At 35.4% G+C, this 19,794-nt stretch carries 24 protein-coding genes and 2 pseudogenes; 15 read left to right on the top strand and 11 right to left on the bottom strand.

Annotated features, from left to right (window positions below; genetic code table 11):
* Positions 1-66: 66 nt before the first annotated feature.
* From AC3WVZ_RS19820 to AC3WVZ_RS19810, 3 genes are all read left to right on the top strand, one after another.
* Entirely contained in the window at positions 67-885 is an 819-nt protein-coding gene (locus tag AC3WVZ_RS19820) for an SPL family radical SAM protein (RefSeq protein WP_000151596.1), read from the top strand.
* Positions 886-1,004: 119 nt separating this feature from the next.
* Complete coding sequence (locus tag AC3WVZ_RS19815; RefSeq protein ID WP_000655288.1) at positions 1,005-2,249, top strand: MFS transporter; 1,245 nt, start codon at positions 1,005-1,007, stop codon at positions 2,247-2,249.
* A 14-nt stretch (positions 2,250-2,263) separates the two neighbouring features.
* Positions 2,264-3,535: an ATP-grasp domain-containing protein gene (locus AC3WVZ_RS19810; protein WP_000278929.1), complete on the top strand. Its 1,272-nt coding sequence runs from the start codon at positions 2,264-2,266 to the stop codon at positions 3,533-3,535.
* A gap of 64 nt (positions 3,536-3,599) precedes the next feature.
* Here the strand turns inward: AC3WVZ_RS19810 and AC3WVZ_RS19805 are convergent, their stop codons facing one another.
* Positions 3,600-4,292, bottom strand: coding sequence for a DNA alkylation repair protein (locus tag AC3WVZ_RS19805; protein ID WP_233935302.1), 693 nt, complete (start codon positions 4,290-4,292; stop codon positions 3,600-3,602).
* A gap of 41 nt (positions 4,293-4,333) precedes the next feature.
* Positions 4,334-5,440, bottom strand: coding sequence for a DNA glycosylase (locus AC3WVZ_RS19800; RefSeq protein WP_142408060.1), 1,107 nt, complete (start codon positions 5,438-5,440; stop codon positions 4,334-4,336).
* Between the two features lie 148 nt (positions 5,441-5,588).
* Between AC3WVZ_RS19800 and AC3WVZ_RS19795 the strand changes: the two are divergent.
* From AC3WVZ_RS19795 to AC3WVZ_RS19780, 4 genes and pseudogenes are all read left to right on the top strand, one after another.
* A pseudogene (locus AC3WVZ_RS19795) lies at positions 5,589-5,762 on the top strand (Ada metal-binding domain-containing protein); the annotation flags it as partial.
* 169 nt (positions 5,763-5,931) lie between these two features.
* Positions 5,932-6,036: an MGMT family protein gene (locus tag AC3WVZ_RS19790; protein ID WP_077393201.1), complete on the top strand. Its 105-nt coding sequence runs from the start codon at positions 5,932-5,934 to the stop codon at positions 6,034-6,036.
* 139 nt (positions 6,037-6,175) lie between these two features.
* Positions 6,176-6,448: an Ada metal-binding domain-containing protein gene (locus AC3WVZ_RS19785; protein WP_000335142.1), complete on the top strand. Its 273-nt coding sequence runs from the start codon at positions 6,176-6,178 to the stop codon at positions 6,446-6,448.
* 5 nt (positions 6,449-6,453) lie between these two features.
* Positions 6,454-7,047: a hypothetical protein gene (locus tag AC3WVZ_RS19780; protein ID WP_000034918.1), complete on the top strand. Its 594-nt coding sequence runs from the start codon at positions 6,454-6,456 to the stop codon at positions 7,045-7,047.
* Between the two features lie 445 nt (positions 7,048-7,492).
* On the opposite strand, the gene AC3WVZ_RS19775 is transcribed toward AC3WVZ_RS19780, so the two are convergent.
* Positions 7,493-8,125, bottom strand: coding sequence for a VC0807 family protein (locus tag AC3WVZ_RS19775; protein ID WP_233935300.1), 633 nt, complete (start codon positions 8,123-8,125; stop codon positions 7,493-7,495).
* A 140-nt stretch (positions 8,126-8,265) separates the two neighbouring features.
* The gene (locus AC3WVZ_RS19770; protein ID WP_001987222.1) at positions 8,266-8,382 is read right to left on the bottom strand and encodes a hypothetical protein; all 117 of its coding nucleotides are present in this window, start codon (positions 8,380-8,382) and stop codon (positions 8,266-8,268) included.
* A gap of 73 nt (positions 8,383-8,455) precedes the next feature.
* On the opposite strand from AC3WVZ_RS19770, the gene AC3WVZ_RS19765 reads away from it, so the two are divergent.
* Both AC3WVZ_RS19765 and AC3WVZ_RS19760 read left to right on the top strand, forming a co-directional pair.
* On the top strand, positions 8,456-8,683 hold the full coding sequence (locus AC3WVZ_RS19765) for a hypothetical protein (protein ID WP_000032702.1): 228 nt from the start codon (positions 8,456-8,458) through the stop codon (positions 8,681-8,683).
* 97 nt (positions 8,684-8,780) lie between these two features.
* Positions 8,781-8,912: a hypothetical protein gene (locus tag AC3WVZ_RS19760; protein ID WP_000064668.1), complete on the top strand. Its 132-nt coding sequence runs from the start codon at positions 8,781-8,783 to the stop codon at positions 8,910-8,912.
* Positions 8,913-8,947: 35 nt separating this feature from the next.
* Here the strand turns inward: AC3WVZ_RS19760 and AC3WVZ_RS19755 are convergent, their stop codons facing one another.
* Together AC3WVZ_RS19755 and AC3WVZ_RS19750 are read right to left on the bottom strand one after the other, a co-directional pair.
* Positions 8,948-9,745 (bottom strand): YqhG family protein, encoded by a 798-nt coding sequence (locus AC3WVZ_RS19755; protein ID WP_001183964.1) that lies wholly within the window; start codon positions 9,743-9,745, stop codon positions 8,948-8,950.
* Positions 9,732-11,414: a DEAD/DEAH box helicase gene (locus tag AC3WVZ_RS19750; protein WP_001100040.1), complete on the bottom strand. Its 1,683-nt coding sequence runs from the start codon at positions 11,412-11,414 to the stop codon at positions 9,732-9,734. The genes AC3WVZ_RS19755 and AC3WVZ_RS19750 overlap by 14 nt, the downstream gene beginning before the upstream one ends.
* Before the next feature lie 390 nt (positions 11,415-11,804).
* Between AC3WVZ_RS19750 and gcvT the strand changes: the two genes are divergently transcribed.
* The 6 genes and pseudogenes from gcvT (at position 11,805) to AC3WVZ_RS19720 (ending at position 17,128) form a co-directional block, all read left to right on the top strand.
* On the top strand, positions 11,805-12,905 hold the full coding sequence (gcvT, locus tag AC3WVZ_RS19745; RefSeq protein ID WP_000631769.1) for a glycine cleavage system aminomethyltransferase GcvT: 1,101 nt from the start codon (positions 11,805-11,807) through the stop codon (positions 12,903-12,905).
* A 20-nt stretch (positions 12,906-12,925) separates the two neighbouring features.
* Positions 12,926-14,269, top strand: a complete 1,344-nt coding sequence (gcvPA, locus tag AC3WVZ_RS19740; RefSeq protein WP_000903229.1) for an aminomethyl-transferring glycine dehydrogenase subunit 1 — start codon at positions 12,926-12,928, stop codon at positions 14,267-14,269.
* Complete coding sequence (gcvPB, locus tag AC3WVZ_RS19735; RefSeq protein ID WP_000795703.1) at positions 14,266-15,741, top strand: aminomethyl-transferring glycine dehydrogenase subunit 2; 1,476 nt, start codon at positions 14,266-14,268, stop codon at positions 15,739-15,741. Before gcvPA ends, gcvPB begins: the two co-directional genes overlap by 4 nt.
* Before the next feature lie 442 nt (positions 15,742-16,183).
* Positions 16,184-16,387 carry a DUF3929 family protein gene (locus tag AC3WVZ_RS19730; RefSeq protein ID WP_000262496.1) on the top strand — a complete coding sequence of 68 codons (204 nt, stop codon included), beginning with the start codon at positions 16,184-16,186 and terminating at the stop codon, positions 16,385-16,387.
* A 70-nt stretch (positions 16,388-16,457) separates the two neighbouring features.
* A complete protein-coding gene (locus AC3WVZ_RS19725) occupies positions 16,458-16,649 on the top strand; it encodes a hypothetical protein (RefSeq protein WP_000535933.1) in 192 nt (63 codons plus the stop codon).
* A 291-nt stretch (positions 16,650-16,940) separates the two neighbouring features.
* A pseudogene (locus tag AC3WVZ_RS19720) lies at positions 16,941-17,128 on the top strand (hypothetical protein).
* Between the two features lie 16 nt (positions 17,129-17,144).
* Here the strand turns inward: AC3WVZ_RS19720 and AC3WVZ_RS19715 are convergent.
* The 5 genes from AC3WVZ_RS19715 to AC3WVZ_RS19695 form a co-directional block, all read right to left on the bottom strand.
* Positions 17,145-17,402 carry a DUF3975 family protein gene (locus AC3WVZ_RS19715; RefSeq protein WP_000265429.1) on the bottom strand — a complete coding sequence of 86 codons (258 nt, stop codon included), beginning with the start codon at positions 17,400-17,402 and terminating at the stop codon, positions 17,145-17,147.
* Positions 17,403-17,417: 15 nt separating this feature from the next.
* Positions 17,418-17,732, bottom strand: coding sequence for a DMT family transporter (locus tag AC3WVZ_RS19710; protein WP_000312623.1), 315 nt, complete (start codon positions 17,730-17,732; stop codon positions 17,418-17,420).
* 1 nt (position 17,733) lies between these two features.
* Positions 17,734-18,066 (bottom strand): DMT family transporter, encoded by a 333-nt coding sequence (locus AC3WVZ_RS19705; RefSeq protein ID WP_000312339.1) that lies wholly within the window; start codon positions 18,064-18,066, stop codon positions 17,734-17,736.
* Positions 18,067-18,137: 71 nt separating this feature from the next.
* The gene (locus tag AC3WVZ_RS19700) at positions 18,138-18,719 is read right to left on the bottom strand and encodes a TetR/AcrR family transcriptional regulator (RefSeq protein WP_233935299.1); all 582 of its coding nucleotides are present in this window, start codon (positions 18,717-18,719) and stop codon (positions 18,138-18,140) included.
* 96 nt (positions 18,720-18,815) lie between these two features.
* Positions 18,816-19,793 carry a LacI family DNA-binding transcriptional regulator gene (locus tag AC3WVZ_RS19695; protein WP_001273985.1) on the bottom strand — a complete coding sequence of 326 codons (978 nt, stop codon included), beginning with the start codon at positions 19,791-19,793 and terminating at the stop codon, positions 18,816-18,818.
* Position 19,794: the final 1 nt, after the last annotated feature.

Raw genomic sequence — 19,794 nt, 5'->3', positions numbered from 1 at the left:
AACAATCCTGAATTGCTGCTTCTTCTTCAATCCATACGCCAGATATGATTTAGTAGGTGATTGGGGATGACAATCGAATATTTATATAAAACGCCCAAAACACTGCTGAATAAGGGAACTGGTTTTTTGTCCGGTTATAGTCATTCGTTGAATCCCTATACGGGATGTGTGTTCGCCTGCTCGTATTGCTATGTGCGGCAAATGCCTGTCTCCATTTTCCGTAACTCGGAATGGGGGACATGGGTAGATATTAAAAAAGATGCTGCACTCACATTCCAAAAAGAATTGCTTAGAGCTAAGGCCAAAGGTCCAGTCACCATCTTCATGTCATCCAGTACGGACCCTTATCAACCAATCGAACACAAGGAGAAAATTACGCAGTCTTTACTGGAAATTATGGTGGATAATCCCCCGGACTTCTTGCTTGTTCAAACACGTAGCCCACTTGTCCGCAGGGATATAAAGATGCTGCAACAGTTAGGAACAAAAGTTCGAGTGAGTATGACAGTAGAGACCGATAGGGAAGATATTCGCAAGCATTTTACGCCATATGCTCCCCCTATTCCAGCAAGACTTAAAACACTCCAACTGCTTGCTGAACTCGGTATTCCTGCACAGGTTGCCATCGCACCCATATTACCAAGTAGCGAGCGGTTTGCAGAAATATTGCGCCCCTTGGTTAACCGAGTATGTATTGACGATTACTTTATGGGGGACGGCAGCGGTGGTAAACGAACAAGCAGGATGGGCTTACAAGCCTTATATAGAAGTATAAAAATGGAAGAATGGTATCATCCATCCGTCTATCAATTGGTTTATAAACGAATGCGGCAGTATTTTTCGGAAGATGAACTTTTCATTAGCCAGAAGGGTTTCGAGCCCTAACGTTATAATAGGTTTCAAATTTTTTGTGGTATAGACATTAGATAAAAAATAGGTCTTGCCTGATCTTACTTATATCGTAAACCTAGTAGTTTATAATATTAATTAATGGGGGGGTTATTATGAAAGATAGCAAACGTTTTAATTTTCACAAACTTTGGCTAGGACAATCAATAAGTTTGTTAGGTACCCAGCTTACAATGGTAGCTTTACCTCTTTTTGCATTAGAGGTGCTACAAACAAGCGAGGCAAATGCTGCCATGCTTCGTGGGGTTATATTTGTACCCTACCTAATTTTCGGGTTAGTAGCCGGTGCTTTGATAGATATCTTTCATAGAAAAAATGTTTTGCTAATTTGTAGTATATGTCAAGGAGTATTATTTTTATCAGTATTCATACTGACTGTAACAAATATTTTAACGTTCCCTTTATTAGTTTTTATCATGTTTTTAAATGGAATATTTACTACATTTTATAACATTGCTGTTCCTTCTTTCTTACCGGAAATAGTAACAGATAAAGACAAGTTAAAAAAAGGAAATGCCCAACTAGCTCTTTCGGAGTCTCTTTCTGTAGTAATTGGTCCTATGCTAGCAGGAATCATCATTACTCTATTTGGATTAACAGGCTCTTTCACTATTGACGCAGTAACGTATTTTGTTTGTTTTGCATTTGTACTATTTATTTCAAAGTTTAAACCACATACAGATGGATCTTTAAAAGACGTAAATATAAAATCCATATACCAAAACATATATGAAGGCTTGGTATATTTTAAAAAACACCCTGTATTGGAACCAATTGTAACCTGTGGCGCTGTTTACGGTTTTTTTAAATACATACTAAATAGTATTTTAGTAATATTCCTGTATAAGGTAATGGGTCTATCTGAACTTGAAATAGGGTTTGTTGTAGGCTCAGCAGCAGTGGGATTTTTAATAGGCAATACGGTTCTCATGAAAAAAAGTCAACAAATTAATAATACAAAAATGCTTATTTATAGCGCTACTGTATCAGTTACTGGTTTGGCCTTTATACCGATAATGGGATATATGGGAACCGTTTACGGTATAGTAGCTGCAAGTATCATACATGGTATGGGAGAAGGTGTATTTGGCCCTTACGCTGCAACCATACGACAACTTGCCTCACCAAATCACATGCTAGGCCGAGTAAATGCTGTACAACGTACGCTGAATTGGGGGGCTTGGGCATTAGGAAGTTTTGCTAGTGCATTTTTAGTTTCTATATTTGGGCTTCAAACTACGTTATTCATAGGAGGATTCGGAACAACATTGTGTTTAGTGGCCTTGTTAAGACGTGGCGTATCAAAAGGAAATGACATTGAATATACGAGTTCATTTTAGAGGAGATGATTATGATGTATAAGGTATCAAAAGGAAATGACATTGAATATACTACACCACACATTTTATTTATAGGGGGATGGACAAAGCCAATACAAGATGCTTTAGACAGTGGATATACTGTTTCATATATAGGATCTTACGCTAAACATATATATTTCGATGGAACTATCTTAGAAAAGTGTTACTATAAAAAAGAAATAGACACAACAAACATACCCTTGTCTGTATACTATGCTGAAGAATTATTCAAAGAGAAACCATTTGATGTGGTTATATCTTTCAACGAAACAGCCTTAGATACGGCTTGCATAATCGCAAAGATTTTTAATGTTAAAGGACCTTCTTACAATGCCAATTTGATAACGCGCAATAAAGACATGATGCGTGAAATGCTAGCAGGCAAAAACTTTTCGATAGACTCGAAAGTTTGCAATACTATTGAAGACATTGATGAATTTTTGAACAAAAAAGATAGTATTATAATAAAGCCTCCGATTGGCGCAGGTGGTAAAGGAGTATCCAAGCTAGATACAGGAGATGATGTAGGAGTATTTATTAAAGATAACGGTATTCAACTACCGGTTTTAGTAGAAGAGTACATTGAAGGTGATGTAGTTTATACGGTCGAAACCGTTTCTTATAACAAAAAACATTCTATACTAGCTATATCAGCTGAAGTATTTAAAGAAGATACGTTTATAATAAACTATACTATTATGCCAGCACCTATAGACGAATCTCAAAAACAATTAATTATGGAGAAAGTAATGCTATTTTTGGACGACATGCAAATGGAAAACGGCATTACTCATACAGAAATAAAGATAGACAAACACAATAAACCAAGAATCATAGAGTCTCAAGTTAGAATAGGTGGCGGAAATATTTGGAAAATGGTGGAGCTAACAACGGGCATATCTCAATTTGGATACTATTTTGATACGTTAGCTACTGAGACTATAGATGAATTTAGATGTGTACCTTCAAAATGTCAAGCCATGTCTTTAAGCTTGATTCCAAAACCAGGTTGCTTAAAAGAAATCAAGTATAAAGAGTTAGCTAACATGTCCGAGGTTGTATTAATTGATCTATTAGTAAAAGAGGGCGATATCATACCAGCTATTGTGGATAGCACTCAACGCAAAGGATCTATATTATTTACGGCTAATGATATAGAACATATGTATGAAGTCGCAGATAAAATATGTGACAATATAACGTTTGTTTATCAAGACTTGTCAGAATGGAAACCTTCTTTTGTCCATTGCAAGAAAACAGAATAAAAAGAAAATAAAAAACACAGGAAAAATGCTTTTTCTGTGTTTTTTTGCAGTCATTATTTTTAATTTATTTAAATTGTTTCCGTTTCATACTACGAATGAGAGCTTTCGTTTCTTTATCTACACGATAAGATTCTGTAATTTTTTGCAAAGCTTTATTATAAGTGAAATCATCGAGAGTATTATGTTTTAAATAGTCCAATGTTAAATCGGGGAACTTTATATAGCAGATAGACACCGCCCAAGCAATAGCCATTTTTGCGTAAAAACCATTATGTTTTGTGTTATCGAGTAGAGTTAGAACTTTACTAATATATCCATTTTCAATATAAAAGTCTAAAAGCATAACTACGCCAAATCGAACTTCATATTCATTTTTTGATGAAAGATAAGACTGTAAAAATTCCCATACAGCCTCTCTATGTTCTTTGGTAAATTCAAGTCCTATGCAGAAACTATCGCAAACTGACCAATTATCTATTTTGGGTATGAAAGAAGCTACATAAGATAATTGGTCATTAATATCCGTTTTAACATAGCCAATAACCATACCTTGTAACATAATTTCCTCAAAATATTCATCTTCGGCTGTTTTTAGATAAGTACGCCAATCATCCTTTGCAATCTTCTTTGCTATTTTACGTAATTCGGGTAGTCGAACACCCAAAACATTATCAATATTAGGTATGAGTGCTGCTGAAAATTTTTGATATTCTGGATCGATAAGTTCAAAAATTTGTGTTCTAATTGTATTTTTCATCCGTATCCTCCTGATATTTAACTATGGTAGAAAATGATATATCAATATAGGGTTCTCCATAAATAAAACGTTGCATAGGATTCCCAATTTGTCCAAGTGGTAGCATATTCTTTAATTTCTTTTTTTGTTGGTTTTGTTTCAGATCCTGTGAGTAGCTTAATTACATTATGCAAACCGACATCATCGATTGGAAAAGCAGTAGGAAACCGCAAGCATCGCATTAGAACGTAATTCGCTGTCCATGGACCAGTACCACGAATTCTAACTAAAAGTTTTTCAGCTTTTTTATGGTCATTAGTATGTAACAAGGATTGTTTTGTTAATTTTCCGTCTACCATAAGTTGTGCAACACCAATCAAATACTCACATTTCTTTATGGTCATTTTTAATGGAAGTAAATCTTCGACAGTCAATTTAGCAATCTTTTGTGGCAGTGGGAAAATCAAATATTTATTTCCATTCCATTCCACATGTTCACCAAAATTTTCTACTAAACGTCTTTTCAATGTATACGCATAGGTGAGGGTGATTTGCTGTCCAAGAATTCCCCAACATAAGGCTTCAAATAAATCGGGAATTCCCATATTACGTAAGCCATAGTGCTCTTTGATAGGCGTATTTAATAATTTATCTTTTTCAGCTAAAACATAAAAGGGAGATAGATTAGTGTCTAAATCAAACCATTCACGTACAAAACTAGCAACCGTCGCACGAATCCATTTTGGTTGTATAACTGTATTATTTATAAAGCGTATAACAAGATTATCTTCTTCGTCCGCGCTAATTTCAATTAATGGTTTTTCTTGTTCTATAGATAATATACGATAGATCTTATCATCTTTAATGTCATACATACATTCATTTGGAGAACGTTGTAGGTATTGTAAGTTCTCTTTGAAAGCAAATTCCTTAGGCACGAATAATTTTATCTCTTGCTCAAAATCTTGCCAAGAACCATGTGGGAGAATGGAACAACAATTTTTACAAGGGAGATAGCCAGAATGCATAACCTCTTTTCTAGATTTGAATACTGTGATATTTTGTTCTTTTTGTACATTTTCACACCATGGAAAGCAATATATTTTACTAGTTATATCACCTATAAAATATGGAGCATCCCATTCAGTATTGTTAATATACTTTTTCATCAAATTCCTCCTGTTTTTTCATACATAACTCTAATATATTTTTATCATAAATTTCTTTTATTTGATTTTGTAATCTTGCTCTTATATTCCCAAATCCGTACAAATGATGAATTCTGGGTTTATACTAGTTTTCCATGGAGGTGATTACATGAGAAAACAAAATAAGCCAACAGTTGTAAATGCAATAGACGAAATCAATTTAACTGATGAGAGATGGTGGGCTATCATACAAAATGATGCATCATACAATGGGGAATTTTATTACGCAATAAAAACAACAAAGCTTATTTGTCTTTCATCCTGTAAGTCACGTATTCCAAATGGAGTATGTATATTGCCACTACTAAAAGAGAGTTATGTTGGCTCACTTAATGAATCTTTGTATAAGCTTACAAATTGGATTGAAACGAGACTTCTAAATGATGTTCTAATTCAAAAAGATGAAAAGTTAAAGCTATATGCCGAGGAATTAATCGAATGTCCAAAATAAAATACGTTATGGGAAAACATACTCATATACAGACATAGCAAACCGTATTAAAAAACCTTATACCGTTCGCGCCATTGGAGAAAATCCAGTACTGGTCACCATGTAGTCGGAACAAATGGTTCATTAACAAGGTATAGAGGAGGGGAACAATGAAGGAGGCGCTGTTAGATCTGGAACGGAATAATAAGTAGTGGAATTTTTACGAAAAATACAAAAAACATTAAATTAGAAGAGTGGTTTGTTACATGTGCAAGAAAAAAATATATATTCTTATGGATTCAAATAGAGATATTTATACTAGTGATATACCTGGGACTCTAGGGGGATACCGCCGAGGCAAGTTATATGGAAAACTAGATTGCCCCTCAGCGTTACGTGCAATTGCGCAGGGAGGATATATAAAATACCGAGTATTTTTTTCTGATGAAAAAACAGCAATTGCAGCTGGATATCGTCCATGCGCAGTTTGTTTACCAGAAAAATATGCGCAGTGGAAAAACACTAAAAAAAAGGAATGATAAGAATGTCTAAGATAAAACGTTACTCTTTTTCTCCTTTGATTGAGAATACAGAAAAATCAATTTTAAAACAATTGAAATCTCTAATTCCACAAAAAGAAATAGAAATGGGTACGTTGATGAATTTACTTACCTCCGTCCATCCACCAATTGAATCCATTACAATTGGTCATGGGAGAGATAATGTCTCGAAAGAGATAGCCTATGCTATAGCTGAATTATGGGAAACAAAAGGAGGAAGCGAAGGAAAGGGAGGCTATGTACTAAATATAGTAGACTGGCCTGAAGAGGCTGCTTCATGGTTACGTCCAGCAATACGTTTCACAAATGGGGAACCTGATGCATGGATTGTTACAGGGACTTTGTTAGGCTGGATTCAAATGTGTCGTCGATTATATAAAGATACAAATTGGAATGCACAAAGAACCTTTAGTTTCTCATCATTAGCCACCCCTCACATGTTAAAATTTGCAGGAGAGTCAATTGATGGACTATCTATTCTTGAAGGAATGCGTGGTAGTCTACCCTACGGCGGAATGTGGTATATAGAAAATGGAAAGATTCATAAAAATTTTGAAAGTAATATCACATATAAATAAAAATGAAAAATGAAAAATCGTTATAATAAATTATTAAAATAAATAATTAATCTGTTATAATTTTAAATAATTATTAAACGTTACAATTTGTAAATAGTGGAAAAGGAAAATGTGTTGATGGTTATAAAAAAGTGCCTCCAATAGAAAAAATTTGCGAAGCACATAGTGGATGATAGGGTAAATTTACAAGACGGAATTGCAAAAATTCTATTTTCTGATGAAAAAAGAATATATCGTAACATGGAAATAGAATGGAGAATTTATAGGGTATGAAAAAAGCTTCAAAAAAGGAATTTTGCCAAATAAGACTATTTTTATAATGAAAGAAAAAGAATAAAAAATAATAAGAAAGAGATGACTTTCTGTTCAAACTTGAACGGAAAGTCATCTCTATTCGTTACACATATGTTTTTCTGTGGCCTCCAATAAGGAACTAGTTTTTTTTCTATTGTACAGACTCTTTTTCCTCAGTAACGGCATGTATTTTATTGTTCACCCATACAAATCCTATTCCGATACAAATAGAAATGCCCCCGCCTACAGCGGTCATAATCGCTCTCATTTCACCATAGCCATCTACACCAAAAACAGAGATGAAATAAATTTTTAAAAAGCTTTTTAATATAAATTGCAGCCCGAAAAATAACGTTAAATATTGCAGTGCTGGATATATACGACTATCACGATACAGTTCACGACTTTTATCGCGGTCATGGCCTTGCAGCGCTGCAATATCCGCAGCGAAATATAACATGAGTGGTTTTTTTATGAAAATTGTACAGATGACGATAATACCGAGTACGATGTGATAATATGCATCATTCCACAACATTCGTTCAGCTGAACCAGATAATAAATCTACCGTTGTATTAGAAATGAGTGTAATTAAAATAAAGAACCCTGTCACGTTAAACTGTTTTTCTTTTTTAAAGGTATACAGTGTATAAATAATCCCCGGAACAGAGGAAAGTAACATCGCGTAATAAGGATCGATATAAGGTTTTGCAAATTTCCAAATGAGGAATGGGATTACGAGATAAAAGACAAGATCTAATATAGCTTTTTTATTTTGATTCATACAAAGCCTCCTTAAGTCATACATATATTTTATAATATAATTTCTGAAAATTGTATAAGGTTTAATGGGAAAAGAAAAAATATATCAATTTTCGAGGGGTTAGTAGATTGAAAAAATTGCCCCTAGCGTAGTAAGTTTTTTTAGTATATAATAAAGGAAACGCTTTCATTTTTAATTTGTTCACAAAATGGACGGAAAATCACATATTTACTATCGATATGTTGCTTTATAATGAAACTAATTAAATATACATGCATACAATATTGTGAAATAAATAACATAAATAATCTATATAAATGTAAACGTTATCAAAAGAGAGAGGTGGAGACAATGAGTAAATTTTTCTTCAATCATAATCCAGCAACAGTAGAGGATGGAAGGCTTGTTAAATATGCTGAAATTATTTATGGAGAAGGTGGCCGTTCTGTATTAGAAAATTTAATGGTGAAGGCATCTATCAGATTGCGTGATCGTTATCCGAATAAATCTGACGAGCAGATCTCGAACCTAGTAAATAAAGGCATCCATGATATGTTTCAAAAATATGTGAGCGAGTAAGAGTGGCCAATGGCTGCTCTTATTTTTTTGTATAAGGATTGTAACTCTAGCTGAAAATAAACATGTATTCTGAAAAACGTAAAAAGGAGTGGGAAAGATGAGCAATGGAATTGGACGTTCGAAAGAAAATCTTCCAACTGATGCAAATCATGTGAGCGCGAAGGATCGTGCGTATCAAAAACGCATGGCAAAGCAAAAACAACAAGAGCGTAATGAGGATAGAGAGTAACTCGAAATAAAGCTCCTTCTAAAGCAGAAGGAGCTTTATTTTGATAGAAAATGATTCGCGGTAACATAAAAGAGTCCACCGTTAATAATTTGCACTGTAATACGTGGTTCATACTGTTCTTGCAGAGCTTGTTTTTCAATTTCATAGCTCTCAGGAAGTTCGTCACTTTCTTCATAAAAACGGTTTAAAAGGTCTAAATCATGATTCCAACGCACTCTTGCTTCTTTTGCCCATGTATGGTCATCTTCTGCAATTATATTTTTTAAAGCGTCTTCTATACGTTGTAAACCACTTTGAGGTTTAATGATGGGCGAGAGCGTAAAACAAAAATCAGGTATTTTTGGTGTAAGTTTAATGTTTGTTAATGTTTCATGAAAGTTTGCCATCATTGTTCCAGAAATGAGATGAATGCCAATCGAGTGAAGGATGTCTTTTTTTCGATCACATTGATAGGAAACTTTTATATTAATACCGAGCCAAGGGTGGAGCGGTGTATGTGTTGCCCCATTATGTCTTACATCCTCATATAAACGTATGTAAGAGCCTAATTCTTTTGTCGTTTGGAAAATTTGATGTAGACGTGGTGAACCGTAGTGAATAAGCTCACCATCATTTTCTTCATTTTCTGGATTTGTAATAAGAGTAAGGCGCATCGGATTCGGTACGCCTCCTGTTTTCTCAAGATAGTGCCAATAAAAAGGGCGATTCATTAATAATTTATCCATCTCAATTGTTAACTGTACATCTAATAAATGAGGAGAACGTTCTAAAATTTCACAGTTATTCGCCTCAAAGAAATTGTATAAGTAATTATGAATTTCATGTTGCTGCATAGCCTTGCACCTCAGCTTCATTTCGTTTCGCAAAGTCGATTATAGATGTTAAGTTTTCCATCTTAATTCTAATTTCACCTTCGCTTTTTGATTGCGCGAAAATTTCTTGAATGTGCGCGTCGATGTTTTTCATATTAATTCTCGTTAAAATTTCATCGAGTTCACCGATAACACGCTCGAATAAGTTGATTTTTTCATATAACAGTTTCAGAATATGTTCTTCAACAGTATGCTTTGTAGCTAAGTTATAAATATGAACATCATTCTTTTGACCGAGACGGTGAATACGTCCGATTCTTTGCTCAAGACGCATTGGATTCCATGGCAAATCATAATTGATCATATGGCTACAAAACTGTAAGTTAATGCCTTCTCCGCCAGCTTCCGTTGCAATTAACACTTGGGCACGATTTTGGAAAAGTTCCTTCATCCAATCTTTTTTCCCGCGTTTAAATCCGCCGCGGAATGGGACAGAAGAAATACCGTGTTGTTGTAAAAACCATTGTAAGTACATCTGTGATGCTCGGTATTCCGTGAAAATGACGACTTTATCGTCAATTTCTTTTATAAGCTCTAGAGCTTTAGTTGCTTTCGAGTTGAAAGGAATATGATTAATTTTGTCCATTAGCACATCGATATGTGGATCTTTTATATAATGTTCATTTTCTTTCTGTCTTTTTTCTACATGCTTTTTCAATGAATAGTAAACAGCCTCACGACTACTACACGCTTCCCGTTTTAACGTTAACGATGAGAAAGCAGATGTGAAGGCGTCTTGTCCTCGCCAATTTTCGATATCATTATATAGAGCTTGTTCTTGTTCATTAAACTCAACAAAAATTGTACGTACATGTCTCTTCGGCCAATCGATACCGGTATTATGTCGTCTATTTCGCACCATTACTTTATTAATGAGAGCTTTTAAGTCTTCATCTGATTCGGCTGAGCGATTTTTGGAAGCGTAATATTCTTCAAAGTTGGATTGATTGCCTAAATGTCCTGGTTTTAATAAAGAAACAAGGTTAAAAATTTCATCAATCTTATTTTGAACAGGAGTAGCGGTTAGTAATAAACAAAACTTCTTTTTTAATCGTTGTGCAAATTCATAGTTTTTTGTTTTATTATTTTTCAGTTTATGTGCTTCATCGATAATAATAAGGTCATATTCTAAGTTCAACACGATATCGCGATGTGGTGAACGTTTCGCAGTATCAATTGATGATACGATTACGTCAGCTTGTTCCCATGAGTAGCTTTTCTTTTGTGCTACAGCGGGAATGAAAAACTTTGTATTCAGCTCGTATGCCCATTGTGATACGAGAGAAGCTGGGACAAGTATAAGTACCTTTTTCACGAGCCCGCGGACCATGTATTCTTTCAAAATAAGTCCAGCTTCGATTGTTTTTCCAAGGCCTACTTCATCTGCTAGAATCGCTTTACCATTCATTTGTTCAATCACATTTTGAGCGACTTCTAATTGATGCGGAAGCGGTGTGAAATGGGATAAATGTTTCGGTGCTTGTAGTCCATCAAAAGTAGGAACAAGTAACGATTTTTCTGTTTCATAAGCTAAGTGATATAAATCCCAGTTTGTCCAAGGACCATCTTCGTCAATTCTATTTAAAAAATTGTTTTGCCACGTCCGATCTACGGAAATATCGACATTCATTACAACTCTCCCACCTTTTATAAACTAAAGTAATTATTTTTTAATGTATGATGATTTACCTTAAAAGAAGGCATAATTATCGTTATTAAAGGCTATATGATAGACAATAATAAAGTATTAAATCTCAAAAGCTGTATTTATTGTGTTTTAACATAAAAAATTCTAAATTATTTTTTATGCTAGAATATTGATGAAATATAGCGAATGATGTTAGGATAATGGTGTGAAATGTGTGGAATCTTTCGTATTTTATCCAAGAAAGTGATTTTTTATTTACGCTTTCATAAAAAAATATAATGAGATTCCGTATATCCTATCTTTTCAGAATGAAAATGTTTAGAAAAGGGAAGCAACTTTTATTGATTTGTCAAAGCATAAGGGGGAGAGAGCATGATTACATTACAACGTACACCGTTATTTGATGTATACGCGAAGTATGGTGGGAAAACAATCGACTTCGGTGGTTGGGAATTACCAGTTCAATTTTCAAGCATTAAAGAAGAACACGAAGCTGTACGTACAGCTGCAGGTTTGTTCGATGTGTCTCATATGGGAGAAGTTGAAGTAAAAGGTGTAGATAGTTTAGCATTTTTACAACGTGTTGTTACAAATGACGTATCTACCTTAAAGGTAGGGGGCGCACAATATACAGCTATGTGCTACGAAAATGGTGGTACAGTAGATGATTTATTAATCTACAAACGTGGTGAAGAAGACTATTTATTAGTAATCAATGCATCAAATATCGAGAAAGATTACGAATGGTTAGCAAGTCATGTAATTGGCGATGCGACAGTAGTCAATGTTTCTAGTGAAGTTGCACAGCTTGCAATTCAAGGACCAAAAGCAGAAGGCATTTTACAAAAAGTTGTGTCAGAAGATTTGAAAGAAATTAAGTTCTTTAAATTTAAAAACGATATTCTTGTAGATGGAATTCCAGCACTTGTATCTCGTACAGGTTACACAGGTGAAGATGGATTCGAAATTTACTGTAAGAGTGAAGATGCTGCAAAACTTTGGGAGAAACTTCTTGAAGTTGGAGCAGAAGAGGGCTTAAAAGCATGTGGTTTAGGTGCTCGTGATACACTTCGATTCGAAGCAACATTACCACTTTATGGACAAGAATTATCAAAAGATATTACACCGATTGAGGCTGGAATTGGCTTTGCGGTAAAAACAAATAAAGAAGCAGACTTCTTTGGAAAAGCAACGTTAAAAGAGCAAAAAGAAAACGGTGCGCCTCGTAAATTAGTCGGCATCGAAGTAATCGAACGTGGAATTCCTCGTACGCATTACCCTGTATTTATTGGTGAAGAAAAAATTGGGGAAGTAACAAGTGGTACACAATCTCCAACGTTAAAGAAAAGCATTGGTTTAGCACTAATTGATGTAAAATACGCAGCAGTTGATACAGAAGTAGAAATTGAAATTCGTAATAAACGCGTCAAAGCAGTAGTTGTTCCAACACCATTTTACAAACGTTCAAAGTAACGGGGAGAGGGGTAGATTTCATGTTGCATCGTTATCTTCCAATGACAGAAGAAGACAAAAAAGAAATGTTACAAACGATCGGCGTTCAAACGATCGATGAATTATTCTCTGATATTCCAGAGAGTGTTCGTTTTAAAGGGGATTTAAAAATTAAAGAAGCAAAATCAGAGCCAGAGCTTTTAAAAGAGCTATCTCAAATGGCTAATAAAAATGCTAACTTAAAAGAATACGCTTCTTTCTTAGGAGCAGGCGTATACGATCATTATGCTCCAGTAATTGTAGATCATGTTATTTCTCGCTCAGAATTTTATACAGCTTATACACCATACCAACCGGAAATTTCACAAGGGGAATTACAAGCAATCTTTGAATTCCAAACAATGATTTGTGAATTAACAGGAATGGATGTAGCAAACTCTTCTATGTATGACGGGGGTACAGCTTTAGCTGAAGCGGCAATGTTAGCAGCTGGCCATACTCGCAAAAAGAAAATTCTTGTATCTAGCGCGGTTCATCCAGAATCAAGAGCAGTACTTGAAACGTATGCAAAAGGTCAAAATCTTGAAGTTGTTGAAATTAATCATAAAGATGGTGTAACAGATTTAGACGTATTACAAAGTGAAGTAGATGATACAGTTGCTTGTGTAATCGTTCAATATCCAAACTTCTTCGGACAAGTTGAAAAATTAGCTGATATTGAAAAAATCGTTCATCAACAAAAATCATTATTTATCGTTTCTTCAAATCCATTATCATTAGGCGCATTAACACCACCAGGGAAATTTGGTGCTGATATTGTAATCGGTGATGCACAACCATTCGGTATTCCAACGCAGTTTGGTGGACCGCACTGTGGTTACTTTGCAACAACGAAAGCATTTATGCGTAAAATTCCAGGACGTCTTGTTGGACAAACTGTAGATTCAGATGGTAAACGTGGATTTGTATTAACGTTACAAGCACGTGAACAGCATATTCGTCGTGATAAAGCGACATCTAACATTTGTTCAAACCAAGCGTTAAATGCATTAGCAGCTTCTGTTGCAATGACGGCACTTGGCAAACAAGGTGTGAAAGAAATGGCACGTCAAAACATTTCTAAAGCACAGTATGCAAAACGTCAATTTGAAGCGAAAGGCTTCACAGTAACATTTGCTGGACCATTCTTCAATGAGTTTGTTGTAGATTGCAAACGTCCAGTGAAAGAAGTAAACGATGCATTATTACAAAAGAATATGATCGGTGGTTACGATCTAGGACGTGATTATAAAGAGCATGAAAACCATATGCTTGTAGCAGTAACTGAGCTTCGTACAAAAGAGGAAATTGACACACTTGTAAACGAAATGGGGGCTATCCAATGAAGAACCAAGACCAAGCACTTATCTTTGAAGTGAGTAAAGAAGGACGCATAGGATATAGCTTACCCAAATTAGATGTAGAAGAAGTGAAACTAGAAGATGTGTTTGAGAGCGATTATATTCGAGTAGAAGATGCAGAGCTACCAGAAGTATCTGAACTTGATATTATGCGCCACTATACAGCACTTTCAAACCGTAACCACGGTGTTGATTCTGGATTCTATCCACTTGGATCTTGTACGATGAAATATAATCCGAAAATTAATGAGAGTGTAGCTCGTTTCGCAGGATTTGCAAATATTCATCCACTGCAAGATGAAAAGACAGTACAAGGTGCAATGGAATTAATGTACGACTTACAAGAGCATTTAATTGAAATTACAGGTATGGATACTGTTACTTTACAACCAGCAGCTGGTGCACACGGAGAATGGACAGGTTTAATGTTAATTCGTGCATACCATGAAGCGAATGGTGACTTTAACCGTACGAAAGTAATTGTACCTGACTCTGCTCACGGAACGAACCCAGCATCTGCAACTGTAGCTGGTTTTGAAACAATTACAGTAAAATCAAATGAAAATGGCCTTGTTGACTTAGAAGACTTAAAACGTGTTGTAAACGAAGAAACAGCAGCACTTATGTTAACAAATCCTAATACATTAGGTCTATTCGAAGAAAATATTTTAGAAATGGCAGAAATCGTCCATAATGCAGGCGGTAAATTATACTATGATGGTGCAAACTTAAATGCGGTATTAAGCCAAGCACGCCCAGGAGATATGGGATTTGACGTTGTGCATTTAAACCTTCATAAAACATTTACAGGTCCTCACGGCGGTGGTGGCCCAGGTTCTGGTCCAGTAGGTGTGAAAGCTGATTTAATTCCGTACTTACCAAAACCGATTTTAGAGAAAACGGAAAGTGGTTATCACTTCAACTACGACCGCCCAGAAGCAATTGGTCGTGTGAAACCATTCTATGGTAACTTCGGAATTAACGTTCGTGCATACACGTATATTCGCTCTATGGGTCCAGATGGTTTGCGTGCAGTAACGGAGTATGCTGTATTAAATGCGAACTATATGATGAGAAGATTAGCGCCATTCTATGATCTTCCATTCGATAGACATTGTAAGCATGAATTTGTATTATCAGGTCGTCGTCAAAAGAAACTTGGTGTACGTACATTAGATATTGCAAAACGTCTGCTTGATTTTGGTTACCATCCACCAACAATTTACTTCCCATTAAATGTGGAAGAATGTATTATGATTGAGCCGACAGAAACAGAATCAAAAGAAACATTAGATGGTTTCATTGATAAGATGATTCAAATCGCTAAAGAAGTAGAAGAAAATCCAGAAGTTGTACAAGAAGCACCGCATACGACAGTCATTAAACGTTTAGACGAAACGATGGCTGCACGTAAACCAGTTTTACGTTATGCAAAGCCAGCTCCTGTACAAGTTTGATTAGAATAACAAAAGAAGAACTCGCTGAGGCGGGTTCTTTTTTTGTATGGATAATTTGTCCCGCATTAACGGACTGTAAACTTCCAACTCAAAACTTAGCTGGTGCAAAGAAGTCAGGTGGGAGATAAACTGTCCGTAAATGCCCGATTGGTTCAACTAATAATCAGTGGGGATGAACAAAAATCCCCACTGATTAAAGTTTCACTTTATGCAGAAATAGTGAAGAAAATGTTAAAAAAATATATTTTTTGTTTCCTAATGGTGTAAAGGTGTAGTTTTATAGGTAGTTTTGTTGAAAAAGTCGGTTTGATAAAAGTATTTATTTTTGTTAGAATTTTATTGAAATTAAGAAGATGTGATGAGGCAAAGATTACTCATTTTTATGTATATGTGAAAAAACGAACAAGACGGGGGTGAAAGTGTGGGATATCGATGTTATAGAATGGTATACCATTTAGAAAATGGAGAAACAATTAAAGATGTAAAAGAATTTTGCTATCGAGACCAAGGAAAAGTGTTAGAAAGAGTAGCAAATCGTGTAATGGATAATAGAGAAGTGACGGCGATTGATAAACAAGGAACAATCATTTCAATAGCATGTGAGGACATTGTAAAGGTAGAACTTGATTACATAACAGAAAGTTAACCTTGAGTCATATCGAATTATTCGATAAAATAAACTGTTGAATGGTGAAGTGAGAAGAGAGGAGTTTATCATGGGTAGTACAAGACACTTTTATATGTTTATCTTAGCGTTTGTTCTTGTTGTGGCATTAACGATTTACTTAATTGTTGACAGCAGCTGGTACAACACAGTTCATCCGGCATTCCTTCTGTTTATGTATATAGGAATTGCAGTAGTAAGTTTCGGAATGAGAGACGAGATGTTAGATCGCTTTGAAAAGTGATACATATACGAAAGACCAACAGGAAAATGTTGGTCTTTTTTTCTTGGGGAAATTTCAAAAAGGCACCTTCTTCAATAACGACAATACGAGAGCAGTAGTTTATAAAAAGAAACGCTATTTGGCACATCTTTCGGAGTATGTAATATAAAGCTGAAAACGATGATGAGAATAAGAAATAGGAAAAATAAAAATAGGATTTGCTTATGTATAGAATTTTGCATATTATTCACTCCTTTTTTTAGGTAGTATGTCCAAAAGAAAGGAGTGTATGAAAAATGTTAGGAGGGGAGAATGATGAACAAAAGAAAATGGTTATATAGAATAGGAATATTTTTATTTTCAATCGGTCTCATATTAGCAAATGTTTACTCGGATATACCACCGTTATTTCCAAGTTTACTAAAAGGGTTGGTATAAGTATTGCCATAGTTGGTCTGTTTTGTCTTATCACATCTAACTTCTACAGAAAGTCTGAATGAATATAAAAAAGGACAGTTACTCTTTTTCAGAAGTACTGTCCTTTTTTAATAACTTATTCCATAGTTTGGCGATACTCCATATAATGACGATTGCAATGGAGGCGATAATGGACCAAACAATTGATATCATTTCAATTGTCATGTTAGGAAGGAATGTGAGAATGGATAATACTTTATGAAACAATGATTCTATTATATGAAAACTTATTTGTAATAGAATGACGATACCAAGTGTGATCCATGCTAATATTTTCTTTCCTTGTTCTTTCCACATGACATTCACCTCTCGTTAGCTTAATAGTTTTAAGCCAACAGCGCCGCATAGAATACAGCTTAAGAAAGCAAGACGACGCCAATCCGCTGATTCTCGGAAAATGAGAATGCCTAGAAGTGCACTTCCGGCAGTTCCGATTCCAGTCCAAATTGCGTAAGCAGTTCCCATCGGTAATGTGTTCATCGCAAGAGATAAGAAGAAGAAGCTTACGCCGAAGTTAGCGATTAAAATAACTTTTGGTGCCCAGCCTTTCTTTTCAGTGGCTACTTTCATAAAGAGTACACCAATAATTTCACAAATACCAGCTAGAATTAAAAATACCCAAGCCATTTTATGCGGCCTCCTTCGCTTCTTTTTCTTCTGTTACTCGTTTTAAACCAATTACTCCGAAGAAGATTAAACCGATTAATAAAACTTTTACGATAGAGAAAGGTTCTCCGAAGATGAAAATCTCTGTAAGAACGATTCCACCAGCTCCGATTCCTGTAAAGACTGCGTATACAGTGCCGACAGGTAAATCTTTATAAGCTCTAAATAATAAGACGAAACTAATTGTAATTAATAGAGCAACACCAGCCCATTCAAGTGGTGCCTCTGCTTTTTTTAGTCCAATCACCCAAAATATTTCAATAATACCAGCGATGATTACATAAATCCAAGCCATATGTCATTTCTCCTTCCTACCAGTCGTTAGGTAAAGGGCTTAAAAACGACGCATTGCAAAGGAGCAATCCGTCAGTTTGAAAGTCCGCGCCAAAATACTTTCCAAGAAGCGTCTAAACGTGTCTCAAAACGATTTAAACCTGCGTATAATAGTTCAACCATAAGACCGTCGAGTAAGCATAGAAAAGCCTCTAAGGCGTCTTTTACTTCAATGTTATGCAGCTCATCTTGTTCGCTTGCTCTTTTAAATACAGGGAATAAAAGTTTTCCGACGTTTTCAATGTGTACATTTGCTTTATTAATAATTTGTTCGCGAAATGCATCAGGCGGAAAATAAGAAGTTCGTAACCAAAACATTGAGTCTTCACTTTCACCAAATCGTTTTGCATACCCTTTTAATAATTTTAAAAGCAATTCTTCAGTGGACGAATTGGAAAAGCTTTCGATATCGCCTGTGAAGCTCTGCAAATCTTTTTGAAGAGCAGATTCTAAGCATATGAAATATAGCTCTTCTTTTCCTTTAAAGTGTGCGTAAATCGATGGTTTTTTAATCCCAACTTCTTGAGCAATATTTGCCAATGAAGTTCCTTCATAGCCGTAGCGTGCGAAATGAGAAAGTGCTACAGCTTTAATGCGGTTTGCTGTCATTTTCATCCCCTACCTACCGTTCGTTAGGTTCATTATATGAGATGGGAAATATAATGTCAATAGGTGAAGATCTGAGAAAGAGCGTTATAAGTAACGCTCTTTTTAGACAGTCTCTCGCTCAATTAAATGGAATGAAAGTTCTTTTGCACTGCCGACAATTTGCTCGCTTTGGATCTGCTTATGGAATAAAGAAAAAGCATGTGAGCCCATTGCGAGACCGGGATGTTCAATTGTGGAAATTTCTAATGCCTTTGAAATTTCATGATTATCAAATCCAAGGATAGCAAGGTCTTCAGGTACTCGAATACCATGTTTTCGAGCCTCTGTTAATAAACCAGCTGCAACTTGATCGTTCGCTGTGAAAATAGCAGTTGGACGATTTTTCATATTTAAAATACGATGGAGTATTTGTGCTCCGTCCTGCATTGTATAGCATTGGTGGAAAATCCATTCAGGATGCAACGTTTTCCCTTCGTTACGAAGTGTATCGGCGAACGCTTTTTCGCGCTCCATGGAATTTACACTTGTTTTTCTTGCTAAACAAATTCCGATTTTTTCATGGCCTCTACTTAGTAAATAGGCAGTACCAAGACGGAAACCTTCATAATGATCTACGTAGATGGATGAAATGAGGGGATGCTTCATTTTTTCACATGAAATAATAGGGGCAAATTTTGCAAAAGGTTCGATTTGTTCCCAAGAGCTCGTTCGGGAGCAAATAATCATCCCATCAAATTGTTTCATTTTCATCATTTCAAGAACACGAATTTCTTCAATGCTATCGTAATTCGTTTGACATAAATTAATATGATACCCAGCTAATAACGCTTCGTTTCCGATTCCTTCAATAATCGTACTGAAGTAGGGGAGGTTAATGAAAGGAAGCATAACGCCAATTGTATATGTTTTCCCTCTTATTAAATGGACAGCATTTATATTTTTTGCGTAGTTTAATTCTTCAACAGCATCTAGAACACGCTTACGCTTTTCTTCTTTTACGTAAGGGTGATTATTCAGGACACGAGAAACAGTTGATATCGATACACCAGCAGTTTTAGCAATTTGTTTTATATTGGCCATA

It is taken from the genome of Bacillus sp. CPT56D-587-MTF (assembly GCF_058792335.1).
This window is presented reverse-complemented; position numbering and strand designations above follow the sequence as displayed.